The sequence below is a fragment of the Polaromonas glacialis genome (genome assembly GCF_000709345.1).
In the GTDB taxonomy this organism is placed as follows: Bacteria; Pseudomonadota; Gammaproteobacteria; order Burkholderiales; family Burkholderiaceae_C; genus Polaromonas; species Polaromonas glacialis.
Map to the genome: position 1 here is coordinate 2,523,256 of NZ_KL448323.1, position 18,283 is coordinate 2,541,538.

General features: G+C 59.3%; 15 protein-coding genes. 3 read left to right on the forward strand and 12 right to left on the reverse strand.

Translation table 11 applies throughout. The features are described 5' to 3' along the window. Positions 1-5: 5 nt before the first annotated feature. Genes EC86_RS28820 through EC86_RS0112485 form a run of 6 tightly spaced genes read right to left on the reverse strand, consistent with a single transcriptional unit; the run spans position 6 to position 7,091 of the window. On the reverse strand, positions 6-1,991 hold the full coding sequence (locus tag EC86_RS28820) for an Ig-like domain-containing protein (RefSeq protein WP_156955308.1): 1,986 nt from the start codon (positions 1,989-1,991) through the stop codon (positions 6-8). A gap of 33 nt (positions 1,992-2,024) precedes the next feature. Beyond that, entirely contained in the window at positions 2,025-4,163 is a 2,139-nt protein-coding gene (pilQ, locus tag EC86_RS0112465) for a type IV pilus secretin PilQ (RefSeq protein WP_029525964.1), read from the reverse strand. After that, on the reverse strand, positions 4,160-4,711 hold the full coding sequence (locus EC86_RS0112470) for a pilus assembly protein PilP (RefSeq protein ID WP_029525965.1): 552 nt from the start codon (positions 4,709-4,711) through the stop codon (positions 4,160-4,162). The genes pilQ and EC86_RS0112470 overlap by 4 nt, the downstream gene beginning before the upstream one ends. Continuing rightward, positions 4,708-5,385, reverse strand: a complete 678-nt coding sequence (locus EC86_RS0112475) for a type IV pilus inner membrane component PilO (protein ID WP_029525966.1) — start codon at positions 5,383-5,385, stop codon at positions 4,708-4,710. Before EC86_RS0112475 ends, EC86_RS0112470 begins: the two co-directional genes overlap by 4 nt. Positions 5,386-5,406: 21 nt before the next feature. Next, positions 5,407-6,015: a PilN domain-containing protein gene (locus EC86_RS0112480; protein WP_029525967.1), complete on the reverse strand. Its 609-nt coding sequence runs from the start codon at positions 6,013-6,015 to the stop codon at positions 5,407-5,409. Next, on the reverse strand, positions 6,012-7,091 hold the full coding sequence (locus tag EC86_RS0112485; RefSeq protein ID WP_029525968.1) for a pilus assembly protein PilM: 1,080 nt from the start codon (positions 7,089-7,091) through the stop codon (positions 6,012-6,014). The genes EC86_RS0112480 and EC86_RS0112485 overlap by 4 nt, the downstream gene beginning before the upstream one ends. Positions 7,092-7,351: 260 nt before the next feature. On the opposite strand from EC86_RS0112485, the gene EC86_RS0112490 reads away from it, so the two are divergent. Then, a complete protein-coding gene (locus EC86_RS0112490; protein WP_029525969.1) occupies positions 7,352-9,769 on the forward strand; it encodes a penicillin-binding protein 1A in 2,418 nt (805 codons plus the stop codon). Positions 9,770-9,845: 76 nt separating this feature from the next. Here EC86_RS0112490 and cyaY read toward each other — a convergent pair whose 3' ends face one another. Next, on the reverse strand, positions 9,846-10,181 hold the full coding sequence (cyaY, locus tag EC86_RS0112495) for an iron donor protein CyaY (RefSeq protein ID WP_029525970.1): 336 nt from the start codon (positions 10,179-10,181) through the stop codon (positions 9,846-9,848). Positions 10,182-10,193: 12 nt separating this feature from the next. Between cyaY and lptM the strand changes: the two genes are divergently transcribed. Both lptM and lysA read left to right on the forward strand, forming a co-directional pair. Then, positions 10,194-10,409, forward strand: a complete 216-nt coding sequence (gene lptM / locus EC86_RS30545) for an LPS translocon maturation chaperone LptM (RefSeq protein ID WP_084181301.1) — start codon at positions 10,194-10,196, stop codon at positions 10,407-10,409. A gap of 118 nt (positions 10,410-10,527) precedes the next feature. Next, complete coding sequence (lysA, locus tag EC86_RS0112500; protein ID WP_029525971.1) at positions 10,528-11,811, forward strand: diaminopimelate decarboxylase; 1,284 nt, start codon at positions 10,528-10,530, stop codon at positions 11,809-11,811. Positions 11,812-11,949: 138 nt separating this feature from the next. Here lysA and EC86_RS0112505 read toward each other — a convergent pair whose 3' ends face one another. The 5 genes from EC86_RS0112505 to EC86_RS0112525 all read right to left on the reverse strand — a co-directional run bounded on the left by EC86_RS0112505 (position 11,950) and on the right by EC86_RS0112525 (position 18,207). After that, positions 11,950-12,609 carry a protein-methionine-sulfoxide reductase heme-binding subunit MsrQ gene (locus tag EC86_RS0112505; RefSeq protein WP_029525973.1) on the reverse strand — a complete coding sequence of 220 codons (660 nt, stop codon included), beginning with the start codon at positions 12,607-12,609 and terminating at the stop codon, positions 11,950-11,952. Next, positions 12,609-13,607, reverse strand: a complete 999-nt coding sequence (gene msrP, locus EC86_RS0112510; RefSeq protein ID WP_029525975.1) for a protein-methionine-sulfoxide reductase catalytic subunit MsrP — start codon at positions 13,605-13,607, stop codon at positions 12,609-12,611. Before msrP ends, EC86_RS0112505 begins: the two co-directional genes overlap by 1 nt. Before the next feature lie 85 nt (positions 13,608-13,692). Next, positions 13,693-15,084, reverse strand: coding sequence for a c-type cytochrome biogenesis protein CcsB (gene ccsB / locus EC86_RS0112515; protein ID WP_029525976.1), 1,392 nt, complete (start codon positions 15,082-15,084; stop codon positions 13,693-13,695). Beyond that, entirely contained in the window at positions 15,081-17,315 is a 2,235-nt protein-coding gene (locus EC86_RS0112520; RefSeq protein ID WP_029525977.1) for a cytochrome c biogenesis protein ResB, read from the reverse strand. The genes ccsB and EC86_RS0112520 overlap by 4 nt, the downstream gene beginning before the upstream one ends. Positions 17,316-17,520: 205 nt before the next feature. After that, a complete protein-coding gene (locus EC86_RS0112525) occupies positions 17,521-18,207 on the reverse strand; it encodes a c-type cytochrome (RefSeq protein ID WP_029525979.1) in 687 nt (228 codons plus the stop codon). Between the last annotated feature and the right edge of the window lie 76 nt (positions 18,208-18,283).

The following is an 18,283-nucleotide window of genomic DNA, read 5'->3' on the forward strand; positions in this document are numbered from 1 at the left end:
AGTCCTCAATAGCTATATGGAGAAGGGGGAAGAGCGCAAGGCGGACCGAAGTCCGGAACGCTTTGAGCCAAGCGGAAAATGGTTGATTTTCCGGTTTCGGTACCGCTAGAACTGACCGTTGCGGTCAACTTGTTAATAACCCAAAGGGCCGAACCTTTTAAGTAAGTCAAATTGAAAGCAGCAGTTCCACTCGCATCGGTAACCACAGTAGAGGGTACGCCTCCACCATCTGAATTTTGGGGAGTCAGATTGCCGTCCAGCGTAGCTGGTGGCGCGGCAACAGCCGGCTGCACGATCGGACATGAGCCCGCATCGGCAACAGTGGTCAGTGTGCGTTTCCCATCTTCGCCTGGATCTAGGGAACCATTGCCATTCACGTCTTCAGAGCAATAAGTTGCATTAGCAGCAACCGTGCAAGCACCTCCCAGACTGAACGCCACAGGTCGCATACGCAAAGTCACGATCTGGTTAGGCACCGGGTTGTTATTGGCATCTGTGACCTGTACTGAATAGGCTTGAATATACAAAGTCTTGTCAGAACTTTCCCCTAATACGGACGCAGGACCAAATGCAACCGACAACGCTTGGCCACCAATAGTGATTTTTGCGGAGCTGTTCGAAGGCAGTTTATCGGTCTGCACGACGGGGCTGGAATTCTGGATCATGGCGGAAATCACGATTCCGTTTGAAATGGAAACAGCAGTACCAGCGGTGAACGTTGCAACCGCATTACCTGCACTATTGGTATAGGCAAGTGCAGGCGTCAGAGACTCACCGGCTCCTGGCCCTCCTGTCATTGAAAACAGGATTGGAACGTTGGCAACAGACTGATCCGTCGAACCGTTTGAGGTCACTGCGCGCGCCGTTATCGTGAGCGAACTCTGGTTTCCAGCAGTAGCAATCGGCAAAGTAGTCTGGCTTGCAGTCAGGAGAATTTTGTTGGCTGCCGACACCGGCGGAGAAACTGCCAAAGTGAGGCTCACAGTTCGAGGTGAAGGCGTATTGTTGTCAATCATGGTGATTGATGCAGTGCCTGCTTGCGGGACCGTCAAATCGGCAGAGGCATTTCCGCCGACCACAGGAATGCTCTGGCTTAAAGCCCCGTTTGCAAATGTTCCCAACGTCGTCGCGAAAGTTACCGTAGTCGCTCCAGGTGCCGACACTGTTATGGTCTGCGCAATATTCGTTACCAAGACAGCATTATTTGCCGGAGCAGTGACTGCCAGCACCGTCGCTGGAAAATTACTGGTGTATACCTGGGATTTAGCATTGCCCAGCGCAGACACATTGATGCTCGCACCGCCCACGGTCAACCCAGAAACTGTCACTATCGCAACACCGGAACTATTAGTCACGCCAGTTGGGGCACTCAAGCCAAGAATCGCAGGGTCAGTTGCAGCAAAAGATACCGTTACCCCCTGCATAGCCACTCCAAATACGTCTTTGACCGTGGCGTTCAGTGTTGTAGTGGGACCGCCAACAATTAGCGATGATGTACCAGAATTAGTCACGGCGACGCTTGCGCCAATCACGTTAATCTGAGCTGTTGCTGGGCTGGCCGTGCATCCTGCACACGAAGCTGTGAGCGTAGAAATACGCTTTGTTTGATCAGATGAGACCGCAATCATGGTGACCGTTGCACCGGTAGCTGTGGTTACGACAGATGGACTACTTAATATGACCCCATTCGTAGCCGAAAGGTCAATCGTCGCGCCTGCCACTGAGGCATTTCCACTGGTTAGGGCAAAAACCGTGAACGTTACCAAGGAGCTTCCATCAGCGTTCAAAGCGGTTACGCTGGAGTTGATCCTAATTGCTGCAACATCGGCATTCGCACTTGGTACGGTTGGTGTTGGTGTTGGTGTTGTTGTTGGTGTTGTTGGTGTAGTACCGCCGCCGGAGCTACTGATCCCTGCGCTCCCTCCGCCCCCGCCACAACCCACCAAAGCAACAGCCAGCACACCAGCTGATAGATATTTAAACAACTTCATTTCACTCTTCCCTACTTCAGAAATAAATTCTTGTTATCGCGCACCAGCGCGGTCCGTAATCATCTTCGGCGTGATGAACACCAGCATTTCCTGTTTCCGGGACGTGCGTTCGCGGCTCTTGAAGAGGTTGCCCAGGTAAGGCACATCGCCCAACAGCGGAACCTTGGTTTCATTGTTGGTTTCTTCGAGCGTGAAGATGCCGCCAATCACCACCGTGCCGCCGTTCTCGACCAGCACCTGGGTCTTGATGTGTTTGGTGTCGATCGCAATGCCGGCGGCGGTGGTTTCACCGCGGCTGTCCTTGTTCACGTCCAGGTCCAGAATGATGTTGCCTTCGGGCGTGATTTGCGGCGTGACTTCTAGCTTCAGGTTGGCCTTGCGAAATGCCAGCGACGTGGCGCCGCTGGAAGTGGCGGTCTGGTAGGGGAATTCGGTGCCCTGCTCGATCAGCGCCTTAACCTGGTCCGCCGTGACCACGCGCGGGCTGGAAACGATCTTTCCCTTGCCATCGGCTTCGAGCGCCGACAGTTCCAGATTGAGGAAGCGGTTCGCCGCTGCATTGAAAATCGACACCGCGAACGAAGCCGCATTGTTCGCAACGCCGAGCGTTGAAGCGGGAAAGCTGACGAAATTGCCACTGGTGTCAGCAGCCGTCGCGCCGTAGTTGGTGCCCAGCGTGACATTGGTATTGCCATTGGACAAGGCACCGGCTGCGCCAATCATCCCGCCGCCCAGCCTCACGCCCAAGGACCGGCCGAACGTGTCGGACGCCTCGACGATGCGCGCTTCAATCAGCACCTGGCGTACGGCAATGTCCAACTTGCCAATAAAGCTCTGCACCTGTTCAAGTTTGGAAGGAATGTCGGTGACAAACAACTGGTTGGTTCGCGGCTCGGCAATCACGCTGCCCCGACTGGACAGTATCCGGGCCGTGTTTGAGCCTGCGCCGCCAGCGGAAATCTGCGCGGCAATTTCACTGGCCTTGGCATAATTGATCTGGAACGACTGCGTGCGAACCGCTTCCAGGCCCTGAATCGCCACGCGGGACTCCAGTTCCTGCTTGTCCTTGGCCGCCAGTTCGTCCTTGGGGGCGATCAGCAGCACATTGCCTGTCTTGCGCATGCCCAAACTTTTGGCTTGCAGGATGATGTCCAGCGCCTGGTCCCATGGCACGTCTTTCAGGCGCAAGGTCACCGAGCCGGTGACCGTGTCCGAGGTGACCACATTGAAGTTGGTGAAGTCGGCAATCACCTGCAGCAGCGAACGGATTTCAATGTTCTGGAAATTCAGCGAGAGTTTTTCGCCATTGAATCCCGCTCCCTGGGTCAGCTTGTCGGGGTCTACCTTTTGCGGGCGCACTTCGAGCACGAACTGGTTGTCGCTCTGGTAGGCGCTTTGCTCCCACTGGCCGGTGGGTTCCACCACCATGCGAACCTTGTCGCCCACCTGCGAGGTGGTGACGGTTTGGACCGGGGTTCCGAAATCAGTGACATCGATCCGGCGGCGAAGCCCTTCGGGCAGGGCGGTTTTCAGGAACTCCACCACCACAGTCTTGCCCTGCTGGCGAATGTCCACGCCGACTTCGTTGTTCGGCAGGGCGACCACGATGCGGCCCGAGTTGTTGGGCCCGCGCCGGAAATCGATGTCCCTCAAAGGCAGTGTGTCGCGGTTGCGGCTTTCGGCAAACACCGGGGCTGCGGCCACAGAAGGCGCTGCCCCCGCCTGCGAATCCAGAACGATCAGCAAGGACTTGCCTTGCAGCTCGGCCTTGTAAGCCGTCGGCGTTTTCAAATTGAGGACGACGCGGGTACGCTCGCCGGCCTGGATCACGTTGGCGGAGCGCATGTTGCCCAGGTTGATTTCTATCGCCGAGCGGCCCAGTGAATTGCTGACGCCCTGAAAGTCAAGAGCAATGCGGGCAGGCGACTGAATGATAAAGCCTGTGGGAACGCTGGCCAGTGGTTCGGCCAGTTCGATGCGGATCACTTCCGACCCGCCCTGCACCGAGCCTGAAACGGCCTGGATGGAATTTTCTGCCCTGACCAGCAGGGGCATGCTCCCCACCACCACCATCACCCCCAGCAATGCGCGGCGCACGACGCGCCCCAGCAAACGCGGCAGACTTTCTTGCGCTCTCGCCTTCACTGCCAATTCCGCTGTCTGCTTGTTCATTTCTTTTCCTCTAGAAGCTGTAAAGTCGCTGGCCGCTCTGTCCACTCGCCTGCTGCGTCCTGCACGATTTCACGCAACACCACACTGGCTTCGGTCACGGAAGTAATACGGCCATAGTTCTGGCCCAGATAATTGCCGACGCGCACCTGGTAGATCAGGTTGTCAACCCGCACCAGCGCTACGGGCCGCCCGGCTTTTGTCAGAGTGCCGACCATGGCTACGCTGTCCAGCGGCGTTGCCTCCAGCGGCTCCTTGCGCCGGGTGAGTTCCGGCGTGATCAACGCTGCATTGGAGTTGGACTGGCTGGAATCGCGTTTGAGCGCCTGCACCAGTTTTTGATTGCTGAAAGGCTCGATCGAGCTTTCCTGGCCGTAAGTTTGCGGCGTGAACTTGGTCGGTTGCTGCAAGGGCGCGACCTTGGGACGCGCCATGTCGCGCTGGGCAGTCATCCATTGCTGCAGTTCCTCCTGATCCGATGAACCGCAAGCTGCCAGCAAAAGCAGGCTGCATGCCACCGTCAGGGCAAGGGCTTGTCGAACAAGGCTCATTTCTTGGCTCCTTTGGCCAAAGCATTCTTGCTCTGCTGCATGATTTCTTCACTGTCCAGATAGCGGAAGGTCTTCGCCATGGCGTCCATGACCAGGTTGCCATCTTTTGCTGGAGTGATGGCCATGTTGTTCAGCGTCACAATCCGCGAAAGATTGGCGATGTCGGCTGCAAAGGCACCCATGTCGTGGTACTGGCCCGTGACCCTGACCGCGATAGGCAATTCAGCGTAGTAATCCTTGACAATGACTTGACCCGGCCGGAACAGTTCGAACTGAAGACTACGCCCCAGGCCGGCCTGGTTGATGTCGGACAGCAAGGCGTCCATTTCAGCCTTGCTGGGCAACTGCTTTTCAAGCTGCGTCACATACTGCTGAACCTGTTCACGCTGTTTCCTTAGCGCTTCAAGATTGACCGCCTGCGTCAGCTTGCCGGTGTAGTCCTGCCGGAGCTGAACTTCCTTGGCCTTTTCAGCCGTCAGTTCTTCATCCGCTGCACTCAGCCACACAAACCACAGCGCCACCACCACCGCGATCGTGAGGGCAACACACAGGAGATAGCGCGGGAAAGACGGCCAGGACGACGGATCGTTCGGGTCCAGTCCGGTGAACTGGTTCTGGATACGGCTTTGAAAGGCTGCAAAATCAAAGGAGGGTTTGGACGTTTTTTTTGCCATGATCAGTTCATTCGTGCCGCATCAGGGCTTGGCCGCAGCAGGCGCCGACGAAGCGGCCTCTTTTTGATCACTGGCCCGTTTGATTTCCATCCGCATCGAGAAATTTGAAACCCGGCGCTGGTCGCGCGGAGTCAGCGCCACCGTACCTGCGGTGATTTCCACCAGTTCAGGCTTGTACAGCCATGCGCTGTTGTTGGAAACATTGCGCAAAAGTTCTGAAACCCGTTCGTTTGACTGGGCAATGCCTGTCAACAGCACCGTCTGGTTTTCCTGCTTGAGGCTGTTCACATACACGCCATCGGGCAACTGCCTGACCAGTTCGCTCAGCAAATACACCGGCAGGTTGCGGTTTCCCTGCAAATCCTCGACGGCTGTCTGGCGCGCCTTGAGCGAGTTGATTTCTGCCTGCAAGGTGGCAATGTCCTTGATCTGTTCGTCAAGGCGTTTGATTTCAGACTGCAGAAAAGAGTTTCTGCCGCGCTGGCTTTCAATCTGGGTGAGATACAAAGAATACATCGCGCTGCAGATCAGCACACCTGCCAGGGCGGCCAGGCCTAAGGTCACGAAAAAGACTTCACGCCGGCGTTTACGGGCAGCTTCCCGGTGCGGCAACAGGTTGATCAGAATCACTGTGCAAACCTTCGCAGAGCCAAGCCGCAGGCGGTCAGGTAACACGAGGCTTCGCGCCGCATCCTGTTTTCCATGACGCCGCTGCCGATTTCCATTCCGTCAAAAGGATTCACCAGCTGGCAGGCGAAAGCAGTCTGCTTCGTTACCGACTCCGTCAGCCCGTCCAATGAAGAGGAACCACCGGCAAGCATCACATAATCAACCCGGTTGTAGGGTGTGCTGGTAAAAAAGAACTGGAGCGCGCGGCTAATTTCCTGGGTCATGCTTTCGACAAACGGCTTCAACACACCCAGTGCGTAGTCTTCCGGCAAGTCTGCGCCACGCTTTTTGGTTTCTGCCTCTTCAAGCGAGAAACCATACTGCCTGACGATCAGCTGGGTCAACTGTGCGCCGCCAAATGCCTGGTCACGTTCGTACAGGACTTCATCATTCCTGATGACCTGCATGCTGGTGGTGACCGAACCGATCTCGAACAGCGCCACCATGGTGTCCACGCCCTTGTTGGGCATGTTCCCGATCAGCCGGGCCGTGGCAATGCGGGACGCATAGGACTCAACGTCCACCACGATGGGCTTGAGCCCGGCGGCTTCAGCCAGACCCTGCCGGTCCTGGACCTTTTCCTTGCGCGAAGCGGCAATCAGCACTTCAACATCGCCGCTGGACGTTGCACTGGGCCCCAGGACGCAAAAATCAAGGCTGACTTCGTCAAGCGAAAAGGGGATGTATTTGTTGGCTTCGGATTCGACCTGAATTTCCAGCTCGGCATCGCTCAGCCCGCCAGGCAGAATGATCTTTTTGCTGATGACAGCGGAGGGAGGCAGCGCCATGGCGACGTTTCGCGTGCGCGTGCCGCTCTTTTTCACGACGCGGCGAAGCACGTCCGCCACCTCATCGAATTTTTCGATGTTGCCATCGGTGACCCATCCGGCTTCCAGAGGCTCGATGGCGCAGCGCTCGAGAACCAGACGGCCGGCCTTGTCGCGGCTCACCTCGACCAGCGTGACACTGGACGAGCTGATGTCCACGCCCAGCAAAGGGGGTTGTTGACGGTTGAATAACGATCCCAGTGAGATCAAGGGCGCCCCCGGATGTACGGCTACTATGTAACCTATTTGCTTAAAAATCTACCGAATGTTAGCAGCAAGCCCCTACGGGAGTAATCACTTTCACGCATGCGAACTAAACGTTCGTTGTCAAATTCAGACGAATTTCAGAGATTCCGCTGATGTAAAAAGTTATCCGTGGATGTAACAGTGCAATTCACGGCTACATGCCTGACACGCTTGGGCATCAAGAAATTTTTATAATGCGGTTGCGACTCTATTGATTGACCTTGATGCCCTCTTCTTCCCGTACCCCAGATTCCCGATCAAAACCCAGTGCGGTAAAGCGGCCGTCTTCCTGGCTGCGCTCTTTTGCCAAGTTCTTTCTCGGCAGCATTGGCCTGGTGCTGGCCGGTCTTGCCGGCTTGGCGATTTTTCTGGCGGTTGCGCTGGCGGTCGCCTATCCCAACCTGCCTGATATTTCGGCTCTGTCGGACTATCGTCCGAAGCAACCATTGCGGGTCTACACGGCTGACGGCGTCATCATCGGGGAATTCGGCGAAGAGCGGCGCAGGCTCACGCCTATCGATGAAATTCCGCAGAGCATGAAAGATGCGGTGCTGGCCATCGAGGACGCGCGGTTTTTCTCGCATGGCGGGGTGGACTACCTGGGCGTGGTGCGGGCGGCGCTGGCCAACCTGGGTCGGGCTAAAAGCCAGGGCGCATCGACCATCACGATGCAGGTTGCCCGCAATGTCTACCTGACGGCCGAGAAAAGCTACACGCGCAAGATTTACGAAATACTGCTGACGTTCAAGCTGGAGCGCTCCCTGTCGAAGAACCAGATTCTTGAGATTTACATGAACCAGATCTTTCTGGGAAATCGTTCCTACGGTTTTGCCGCTGCGGCGGAAACCTATTTTGGCAAGCCGCTCAAGGATGTCAGCATTGCAGAAGCCGCCATGCTGGCCGGCCTGCCCAAGGCGCCCTCGACCTACAACCCGATCGCCAATCCCAGCCGTGCCCGGACGCGTCAGCTTTACATCATCGAGCGCATGGAGCAAAACGGTTTCATCAATGCCGAGCAGGCAAAAACGGCGCGGGAAGAAGAACTTCATATCAGGACCCGACGCGATGCCGGGCGCGTACATGCCGAATATGTGGCCGAAACCGTTCGCCAGCTCGTGTTCAACCAGTATGGCGAAGAAACCTACACGCGCGGGTTGAACGTCTACACCACCCTTAAATCCGCCGACCAGACCATGGCCTACAAGGCCTTGCGCAAGGGCATCATGGATTACGAGCGCAGGCAGATTTACCGGGGGCCCGAAAAATTCATCGACCTGCCGTCCAACCCGCCGGAAGTTGAAGATGCCATTGACGAGGCCCTGGCCGAGAGCCCCGACAACGGAGACATCATGGCCGCCGTCGTGCTGGAGGCCAGCCCCAAGCGGATCACTGCGATGCGCCTGAACAGCGAAAAGGTGACCATCACCGGAGAAGGCCTGCGGCCTGCGCAGTCGGGTCTGGCCGACAAGGCCGGCCCGAACATCAAGATTCGTCCGGGCGCGCTGATCCGGGTGGTCAAGACGCCGAAAGATGCCTGGGAAATCACCCAGTTGCCGGAAGTCGAAGGCGCCTTCGTGGCCATGGACCCGCGTGATGGCGCGGTCCGCGCGCTGATTGGCGGCTTTGATTTCGAGAAAAACAAATTCAACCATGTGACCCAGGCCTGGCGCCAGCCCGGTTCGAGCTTCAAGCCCTTCATTTATTCGGCGGCGCTGGAAAAAGGCTTTACCCCCGCCACGGTCGTGAACGACGCGCCACTGTTTTTCGACGCCGGCGTGACTGGTGGGCAGCCTTGGGAACCGAAGAACTACGACGGCGGTTTCGAGGGTCCGATGAGCTTGCGTACGGCCCTGAAGAAGTCAAAAAATCTTGTGTCGATCCGCATCCTGCAATCGATTGGCGCCAAGTACGGCCAGGAGTGGGTGACGCATTTCGGTTTCGATGCGGAAAAACACCCGGCCTACCTGACCATGGCACTCGGCGCCGGATCGGTCACGCCCATGCAGATGGCCACGGGCTACTCGGTCTTTGCCAATGGCGGCTACCGCGTCAATCCTTACCTGGTCACCAAAATCACCGACCAGCGCGGCAAGGTTTTGCTTGAAGTCACGCCGCCTGCGCTCAACGAGTCAATGCGCGGCATCGATGCCAGGAACGCGTTCATCATGGACAGCCTGCTTCAGGAAGTGGCGCGTTCAGGCACCGCCGCCAAGGCCCAGGCCATGCTCAAGCGGGCAGATATTTTCGGCAAGACCGGCACCACCAATGACTCGATCGACACCTGGTTTGTCGGTTTCCAGCCCACGCTGGCGGCGGCGGTGTGGATGGGTTACGACACGCCCAAGAAGCTCGGCGACCGTGAAACCGGCGGGGGCTTAAGTCTGCCGATCTGGATCAATTTCATGGAATACGCCCTCAAGGACGTGCCGGTCACCGAATACCAGCCGCCTGCAGGCGTGGTGAACCTCAATGGCGAGTGGTACTACGAGGAATATGCCAAGGGCGCGGGCATCAGCAGCGTGGGCATGCAGCCGGAGGCAGGTGCTTCCAGCGAGGAAACGGCGCCTGCGCCGGCAGGCGGCATTCAGGTTCTGCCCCCTTCCGACGAGAAAAAACGAATCCTGGACCTGTTCAAGAACTGATCGTTACCCGCGTCCGGGAAAAGCCCTGAATAAAAAAACGGACCTTCAAAGTCCGTTTTTTAGGGTTTTTCAACGGTCAGGCGGCAGCAGCGAACACCAGTGGCTGGCCGGCCTGCGCGCTTGCGAAGCGCGACAGGTTGGCGAAAAACTCCCGGCCGTCCTTGGTGTCAAGCCATTGCCCGCCATTGAATTTGTAGTGAAAACCGCCGGCCCTGGCTGCCATCCATATTTCCTGCAACGGCTTTTGCAGGTTGATGATGATCTGGCTTTGATTCGAAAAGCTCAGCGTGATCATGCCGCCGGTGCGCTGGTTGTCGATGTCCACATCGCTCTCGTCGTTCAGCCGGTCGCAGGCCTGTTCGATGGCCTTGAGCACGCTCTCCGCCTGGTTCTGGTATTCAAGGTCCGTCATTACAATCCTGTCATGGTTTTTTCACACCGAATTCTAGGCCGGCTTGCCCGTGTAGTTGCCAGGCATGGTTTTGTCGCCATCGTGGCGGGCGCGGCAATGCTGTCCGGTTGCGGGCAGAAAGGCCCGCTGTTTTTACCTCTACCGCCACAGGCGCCTGCGCTGGTGATGTCGCCCGGTCTTTCCCAACTTCCCGCACCAGCGGCTGCCCCGGCGTCAGCGGCGCGGTAGGCGATGCATTCATCAGCAGATTCGCCTTGCTGCGGTGGACGCAGCCTTCACGCATGCCTGGCCCGCCACCCCGTTAGTGCTCCCATTTTTGCTCCCTTGCTTCAACACAACCTGTCCCATGCCACTACCCGTCCTTCCCGGCCATCCCCATTTTTCCTACCAGGGCAACGCGCTGTTTGCCGAGGCGATGCGCGTCAGCGAACTGGCCGCCACCTACGGGACGCCGCTGTTCATCTATTCAAAAGCCGCCATGCTGTCGGCGCTGGCGGCCTACCAGCGCGGCTTTGAAGGCCGGGATGCGCAGATCTGCTATGCCATGAAGGCCAATTCCTCATTGGCCGTGCTGCAGGTGTTTGCCCGGGCGGGTTGCGGTTTTGACATTGTCTCGGGCGGCGAGCTGGAGCGTGTCCAGGCAGCGGGGGGCGACGTGAGGAAAGTCATTTTTTCAGGCGTCGGCAAGACGCGCGCCGAGATGCGCCAGGCGCTTGCGGCTGGCATCGGCTGCTTCAATGTTGAAAGCGAAGCCGAGCTTGACGTGCTCTCTGGCGTGGCTCTTGAAATGAAGTTGCGCGCACCGGTGAGCATCCGCGTCAATCCGAATGTCGATCCCAAGACGCACCCGTATATTTCCACCGGCCTGAAAGGCAGCAAGTTTGGCGTTGCGCATGAAGACGCCCTGCGCATCTACCAGCATGCCGCTTCGCTGCAAGGGCTGAAGGTCGTTGGCATCGATTGCCATATCGGCTCGCAGATCACCGAGGCGACGCCCTACCTCGATGCCATGGACAGGATGCTGGACCTGGTCGCCGCGATTGAAGCGGCCGGCATTACGCTGGCGCACATCGACTTTGGCGGCGGCCTGGGCATCAACTACAACGACGACACGCCGCCCGAGGCCGACGCGCTCTGGCGCCAACTGCTGGCCAAGCTCGATGCACGCGGTTATGGCGGCAGGAAGCTGATGATCGAGCCCGGCCGTTCGCTGGTCGGCAATGCCGGCATCTGCATCACCGAAGTGCTTTACCTCAAGCCCGGCGAGCAGAAGAACTTCTGCATCATCGACGCGGCCATGAACGACCTGCCGCGACCGGCCATGTACCAGGCTTTTCATGCCATCGTGCCGGTGGAAGCGCTTGCCCCGAAAGCGGAAGGGGTGGTTTACGACGTGGTCGGTCCGGTCTGCGAAAGCGGCGACTGGATTGGCCGCGACCGCGTGCTGGACGTGGCGCCCGGCGACCAGCTGGCCGTCATGTCCGCCGGCGCCTACTGCATGAGCATGGCCAGCAACTACAACACCCGGGGACGCGCAGCGGAACTGCTGGTCGATGGCGACGTGGCCAGGCTGATTCGTGAGCGCGAGTCGGCGGCCGACACCTTTCGCGGTGAACTGCTGCTGCCTTGAAGTGGCGGCGCGGAGCTCGATTCATGCTCTCCGGCTCTCCGGCTCTCCGGCTCTCCGGCAGCCTGAACTTTAAGGAATATAGGCCTTTTCCGCTAATTCCACGGGCGTATCCAGCTATCTATTCAATAGCATTCAACATCAGCGAATGCCGACGGCCGGGTGGCCGGAAACCTGGCGCCGCCGCTTCGAAGCGTAGTTCCACAAGCGCCAGCCCAGCAGCATGGCAACGATGGCGGCATAGACAAAGACTTCATTGAAGTTGTTTTTCCCAGCGCGCATCCAGAAAAAATGCAGGATGCCCAAGCCGGCAATCAGGTACACCAGCTTGTGCAGCAACTGCCAGCGCTTCGCGCCCATGGCCTTGATCGCCGCATTGAACGATGTGGCCGCCAGCGGGGTCAGCAGCAGGAAAGCCGAAAAACCCACCAGAATGAACGGCCGCTTGATGATGTCCTTGACGATGTCCGCCACGTCAAAACCCATGTCGAACCAGCTGTAGCTGAGCAGGTGGACGACAACATAGAAATAGCAAAAAAGCCCCAGCATGCGCCGAAAGCGCGCCAGCGCCGGGGTTTTGCTGATCACCCGCAACGGCGTGACCGCCAGCACGATGCAGACAAAACGCAAGGTCCAGCTGCCCGTGGCGCGGATCAGCGCTTCGGCCGGGTTCGCGCCCAGCTGGTCACTGAAGGCCTGGTAGAAAAGCCATGCAAACGGCAGCAGGCACAGCATGAAGACCAGCGGCTTGGCTCCCGGGTGCAGCAGCCATTTTTGCCGCCCCGCCATCGCGGCAGCCATCAGAAATTCTTCTTGAGGTCCATGCCGGCGTAGAGCTGGCCAACTTGCGCTTCATAGCCGTTGAACATCAGCGTCTTGCGCTTCTTGGCGAACAGCCCGTCCTCGCCAATGCGCCGCTCGGTGGCCTGGCTCCAGCGCGGATGGTCCACCAGCGGATTGACGTTCGAATAAAAGCCGTATTCCTGCGCGGCGGCCTTGTTCCAGGCGGTGCGCGGCTCCTTGTCGGTGAAGCGGATCTTGACGATGCTCTTGCCGCTCTTGAAGCCGTATTTCCAGGGCACGACCAGGCGCACCGGCGCGCCGTTCTGGTTGGGCAGCACCTCGCCGTACATGCCAAAGGTCAGCAGCGCCAGCGGATGCATCGCTTCGTCCAGGCGCAAGGCCTCGACATAAGGCCATTCGAGGACGCGCGAGCCGACAAACGGCATGGTCTTGGGATCGGCCAGGGTGATGAACTCGACATATTTGGCGCTGCCCAGCGGCTCGACCTTTTTGATCAGCTCGGACAGCGAATACCCCACCCACGGAATCACCATTGACCAGCCTTCGACGCAGCGCAGACGGTAAATGCGCTCTTCCTGCGGGCTGAGCTTGAGCAATTCCTCAAGCGTGTAGCTTTTCGGATTCTTGACCAGCCCTTCGACCGCGACCGACCAGGGCTTCACTGGCAGCGTCGCAGCATTTTTCGCCGGGTCGGCCTTGTCGGTGCCGAACTCGTAGAAGTTGTTGTAGGTCGTCGCGTCCTTGTAGTCGGTGAATTTTTCCATCGTCACCGCGCCAGCCGCCGCAGACTTGGCGCCCGGCAGTGCCGCCAGCTTGCCCGGCTTGGGGGCCGTCTGCGCCAGCGCATCGCGACCGGCCCAGCTGGCCAGCGCGGCGCCGGCGGTTCCCGTGGCCATGAGCTTGATCAGGTCGCGCCGGCCCTGGTAGATGCCTTGCGGCGTGATATCGCTGGAAACCGGATGGTGAAATCCGCTGGAATTTGTCTTGATGAGCATGGTGGTTCCTTAAAGTCCGGCAATGGTTGCCTGTAATACGCAGCAAGTCCCGCAAAGGATTCAATGCAAAAGACTCGCTAAGCGGCTATAAGGTTCCGTAACTGTGCAGGCCCGACAGAAACATGTTGACGCCCAGGAAGGCGAAGGTGGTGACCGCGAGGCCGCCCAGCGCCCACCAGGCCGCCACCGTGCCGCGCAAGCCCTTCATGAGCCGCATGTGCAGCCAGGCAGCATAGTTGAGCCAGACGATCAATGCCCAGGTTTCCTTCGGGTCCCAGCTCCAGTAGCCGCCCCAGGCCTCGGCGGCCCACAGGGCGCCCAGTACCGTGGCAATGGTGAAGAATGCGAAGCCGACGGCAATCGCCTTGTACATCACGTCGTCCAGCACTTCGAGGCTCGGCAGCCGCGCGGCGATGTGCTTGCGGCCCAGCAGGATGCCGCCGGTGATCAGGCCGGCCACCAGCAGGTAGCCGATCCAGTAGTTGCTGCCGCCGGCTTCGAGCGGCGACTTGCGGAACACGATGGGCACGAAGCACAGCACCACGCCCAGCATCCACAAGGGAGTGAGCTTGTACCAGCGCGTTTCCTGCGCCTGCTGCTTGACGTGGTAGGACAGCGCCACCATGGCCGCCAGCGCGAACATGCCGTAGCCGATGAAGTTGGCCGGCACATGCAGCTTCATCCACCAGCTTTTCAGCGCCGGCACCAGCGGCTGGATTTCATGCGCTTCGCGAATGACGGTGTACCAGAGCAGAAAACCGACCGCGCCGCTGACCACCAGCATGACGAAGGCGCCCAGCGCGCGGGTCTTGTACTCGGCTTCAAAGTACAGGTAAAACGCCGCCGTCATCCAGCAAAACAGCACGAACACTTCATACAGGTTGCTGACCGGGATATGGCCAATGTCGGCGCCGATCAGGTAGCTTTCGTACCAGCGCACCAGCGTGCCGATCAGCGCCATGCCGACGCCGACCCAGGCGATTTTGGAACCCAGCGACTCCAGCGTGACGCTGTGGCTGGAGCCGACGCTGTTCGGCGTGTTACTGGCGAACATGCCGAGCCAGTAGAAAATCGTGCTCATGAAGAACAGCACGCTCATCCACAGGATGGCCGACTGGCTGGACAGGAAATACTTGAGCCAGAACACCTGCTCGGCCCGGGCCAGGTCGCCCTGGTAGGACGCGATGCCCAGCAGGGCAAAGCCGGCGACGACCATCATCAGCACGCGCAGCGGCCGCCAGAACCAGCCCATCGCGATGGTGGCCGGAATGGCGCCGAACAAGATGCCTTTTTCATAGACATCCATGTACGCGCTGTACTGGGCAAAGGCATACAGGAAGCCGCCCGCCACCAGCATGGCAAAGACCCAGTCGAGCGCATTGCGCTTGGCGAAATAGCCTTCGTTCAGGTTCAGCGTGCCGCCTGCGCGCCCTGCCGAAAGGGTGGTCGTGGTGTTGATGCTCGTCGTGGTGTTCATAGGGGCGCCTGCAGCAGTTTTGTCTTCAACATCTCGAATTCCTTGTCGCCATCCATGGTTTTGCGGTTGGTGGACAAGGCCATGGTGGCTTGGGCTTTTCCGGCAGATTCTGACACCGAATGCATGGCCTCGGTGCCGCCTGCGGATTCGGCATTGCCGGGTGCAGGGGCAGCCGCAAGCGGTGCCAGCCAGACCCATATCCGGCGCTCGCGGATGTAAAGCATGGCAAAGATACCGAGGATCAGGAAGGCGCAGCCCAGGTAGACGATGGTCTTGCCGGGCGCCCGCGCCACCTGGAAAACGCTGGCCTGGACCTGCTTGAAATCCTTGAGTTCAAACGCCATCGGCGCCGGGTAATGCGGCGCGTCCGACAGGCTCAGCACCATCTGCGACATGAAGGCCTGCGTTTTCTCGTCCTGCGCCAAGGGCTTGAGACCGGCCTGCTCGCGCGTCATCGAGGTCAGCTCGAACAGCACGCCGTTGAGGATGCGAACCAGCACTTCCCCGGCGCGCTCACGCTCGGCCTGGGGCACGTTGGCTTCCATGAAATCCGAAATGGCCTGCAATCCGGCGACCGGTTTCACCTTGCCGGCAGATGCGCCGGCAGCAGGAACCGAAGCCGCCTCTGATCCGGCAAACAGGGCCAGCGCACGCGAGGCCGATTCGTTGAGCTGCTGCGCCAGTTCCGGACGATCCGTGCCTACAGCCAGACGGGTGTAGCGCCTGACCGCCTCGTCGCGCTGCGCCGGAGCGGCCAGCGCGGCACGCAGGCGCACGAAGGTCGCCGTGCTGCTTTCAGGATCGGCCGGGATGCGCAGGTACTGGAAGGCATCGACCGTGTTCTCGCGCACGCCCATCAGGAACATGGCCGGGGTGTCGGGGTTGTCATCCATCTTGACCGGTAGCATGTAATTCTGGAACTCGCGCGCCTGGCCGGCGGCATCGCGCAGCTTGTAGCTGACGCTGGGGCCGACATTGCGCAATTTCTTCTGCGTGACGGTCTTGTTGGCCGCACCCAGCCGCGTTTCAATCGCCTTGTGCAGGTCCACCTTGCGCACGTCGGCGCCCGGGCTTGAAGAAGTGCCCGAAACGCCGGCGAAATTCTCGACATTGATGACGCGCAGCGCGGTGTATTCCAGCGTGAGCTGCTCGGCGCCTGCCCCCTGGCCGTTGGTCAAGGCGCTGGTGCCGCCAATGGTTCCCTGAATCTCGAAAGGATTGCTGGCGGCGGACATCGGAATCGCCTTGAGCGTGACGCTGGAGCCGCCGTCGTCAAAGCTGGACTGGTAGATCTCGATGCCCTTGTAGCTGGCCGGATGGTTGACCTCGACCAGCGCCGTCGTTTTCTCGCCCGTGGCCTTGTCGTGGATGACGATGTCGCTGGCAAACAACTTGGGCATGCCGGTGGAGTAGTACTCGACGCTGAATTTCTTCAGTTCTATGGCAAAAGGCAGCTCCTGCAGCAGGATGCCGCCGGGCTGGTTCAGGATCGCGGTGCTCGACTGCGTGCCCTCGGCCACCAGCAGGTTGGCCCGAAAAGTGGGGTTGCGCTCGCTCAGGCGGTGCTCGGCCGGCACGTCGGCGATCAGCCCGCCGCCGGTGAAGGTGGACTTGTCGCCCAGCAGCATCTGCGCCCGCACCATCATGTCACCGTCGAGCAGGCCGCCGATGCAGATCAGCACAATGGCGCTGTGCGCGGCGATGTAGCCCAGCTTGTTGGCCGAGCCGGTCTTGGCGGCGACCATCCAGCCGGCGCTTCGCTGCTGCAGCTTGACCTTCCAGCCGCTTTGCACCAGCGTCTGGCCGATGCGCCGCGCGGCCGCTTCGGGCGACTCGGCCAGCGCGGCCTGCGCGCGGTGGCCAAAGGCCTTGAGGCTTTGCTCGCGAACGTCTTCCTTGAGCTGGCTGTAGTCGGCCAGTATCTTGGGCGTGTTGCGGGCAATGCACAGCGAGGTGGAAATCACCAGGAACGCCAGGATCAGCAGGAACCACCAGGCGCTGTAGACCGTGTTGAGGCTCGCCAGGCTGAACACCTGCGCCCAGAACGGTCCGAACTGGTTGACGTAGTTGCCGAGCGGCTCCTGCTGCTTGAGGACCGTGCCGATCACCGAGGCGATGCAGATGACCGTCAACAGCGAAATCGAAAAACGCATCGACGACAGCAACTCCACTGACGCGCGCAGGGTGCGCGAGCCCCAGTTGACCTTCATGCCTTCGGTGGAAACTGTCATACGTGAAATTCAGAGCCCAAAGGCTTGGTGTGTGGAAGGGAATAGACGGTAAAAAAAACAAAAAGGCGGACTTTCCTCGGAAAGACTCGCCTTGTTGTGATTGATGATTACGGCTTCAGTTCAATGCCAGCCAAGGATTTCTGCAGGACAGTGGCAAAAAATAAAAGCCTGCCTCGAACCATGGCAAACCCCCAGGGTCAAAGGCTTAGCGCAATCCGGCAATGTAGTCGGCAACCGCGCGGATTTCCTTGTCATTGAGCTTGGCGGCCACCTGGGTCATCTGGAGGCTGTTGGAACGAGTGCCATCACGGAAATAGGTCAGTTGCGCGGCGGTGTATTCAGAATGCTGGCCGCTCAGGCGCGGGTATTGCGATGGAATGCCGCGGCCCGTCGGGCTGTGGCAGCCGGCGCAGGCAGGGATTTGACGGTCGGAAATACCACCGCGATAGATGCGCTCGCCCAGCGTGACCAGCTCTTTTTCCTTGGAAAAACCGGGCTTGGCCTGCTTGCTGGTGGCCCAGTAAGCGACGTTTTTCATGTCGGCATCGGACAGCGTGGCGGCAAAGCCCTGCATGATGGCATTTTTACGCTTGCCGGCCTTGTATTCCTGCAACTGCTTGACCAGGTATTCGGGATGCTGCTGCGACAGCTTGGGGTAAGCCGGTGTTCCGGAATTACCGTCGGCGCCATGGCAGGCAGCGCAGACGGCGGTGAAGCTGGCTTCTCCCTTGACCAGGTCAGGCTTGGCGGCCATGGCCGGCGCCGCTGCGGCGACCGCCGGCGCTGCATGCGCCTGGCCAGCATCCGCAGGTGCGGCTTCGCCCGCAGCAAATGAAGACATGGCGGGCAAGGCCAGCAAGGCGGCCAGTAGGGAAGTAGCGAACAGCTTCATATCGGGACTTTTAATTGGTTGGCGCACAGAACTTGGGCAGAGCAGGATTTTACAATGGCTTCACGCCAGGTTCTAT

Excerpts from the sequence above, each read along its gene's own strand:
- EC86_RS28820 (WP_156955308.1), bottom strand. The coding sequence starts at position 1,991 with ATGAAGTTGTTTAAATATCTATCAGCTGGTGTGCTGGCTGTTGCTTTG.
- pilQ (WP_029525964.1), bottom strand. The coding sequence starts at position 4,163 with ATGAACAAGCAGACAGCGGAATTGGCAGTGAAGGCGAGAGCGCAAGAA.
- EC86_RS0112470 (WP_029525965.1), bottom strand. The coding sequence starts at position 4,711 with ATGAGCCTTGTTCGACAAGCCCTTGCCCTGACGGTGGCATGCAGCCTG.
- EC86_RS0112475 (WP_029525966.1), bottom strand. The coding sequence starts at position 5,385 with ATGGCAAAAAAAACGTCCAAACCCTCCTTTGATTTTGCAGCCTTTCAA.
- EC86_RS0112490 (WP_029525969.1), top strand. The coding sequence starts at position 7,352 with ATGCCCTCTTCTTCCCGTACCCCAGATTCCCGATCAAAACCCAGTGCG.
- cyaY (WP_029525970.1), bottom strand. The coding sequence starts at position 10,181 with ATGACGGACCTTGAATACCAGAACCAGGCGGAGAGCGTGCTCAAGGCC.
- lptM (WP_084181301.1), top strand. The coding sequence starts at position 10,194 with ATGGTTTTTTCACACCGAATTCTAGGCCGGCTTGCCCGTGTAGTTGCC.
- lysA (WP_029525971.1), top strand. The coding sequence starts at position 10,528 with ATGCCACTACCCGTCCTTCCCGGCCATCCCCATTTTTCCTACCAGGGC.
- EC86_RS0112505 (WP_029525973.1), bottom strand. The coding sequence starts at position 12,609 with ATGGCTGCCGCGATGGCGGGGCGGCAAAAATGGCTGCTGCACCCGGGA.
- msrP (WP_029525975.1), bottom strand. The coding sequence starts at position 13,607 with ATGCTCATCAAGACAAATTCCAGCGGATTTCACCATCCGGTTTCCAGC.
- ccsB (WP_029525976.1), bottom strand. The coding sequence starts at position 15,084 with ATGAACACCACGACGAGCATCAACACCACGACCACCCTTTCGGCAGGG.
- EC86_RS0112520 (WP_029525977.1), bottom strand. The coding sequence starts at position 17,315 with ATGACAGTTTCCACCGAAGGCATGAAGGTCAACTGGGGCTCGCGCACC.
- EC86_RS0112525 (WP_029525979.1), bottom strand. The coding sequence starts at position 18,207 with ATGAAGCTGTTCGCTACTTCCCTACTGGCCGCCTTGCTGGCCTTGCCC.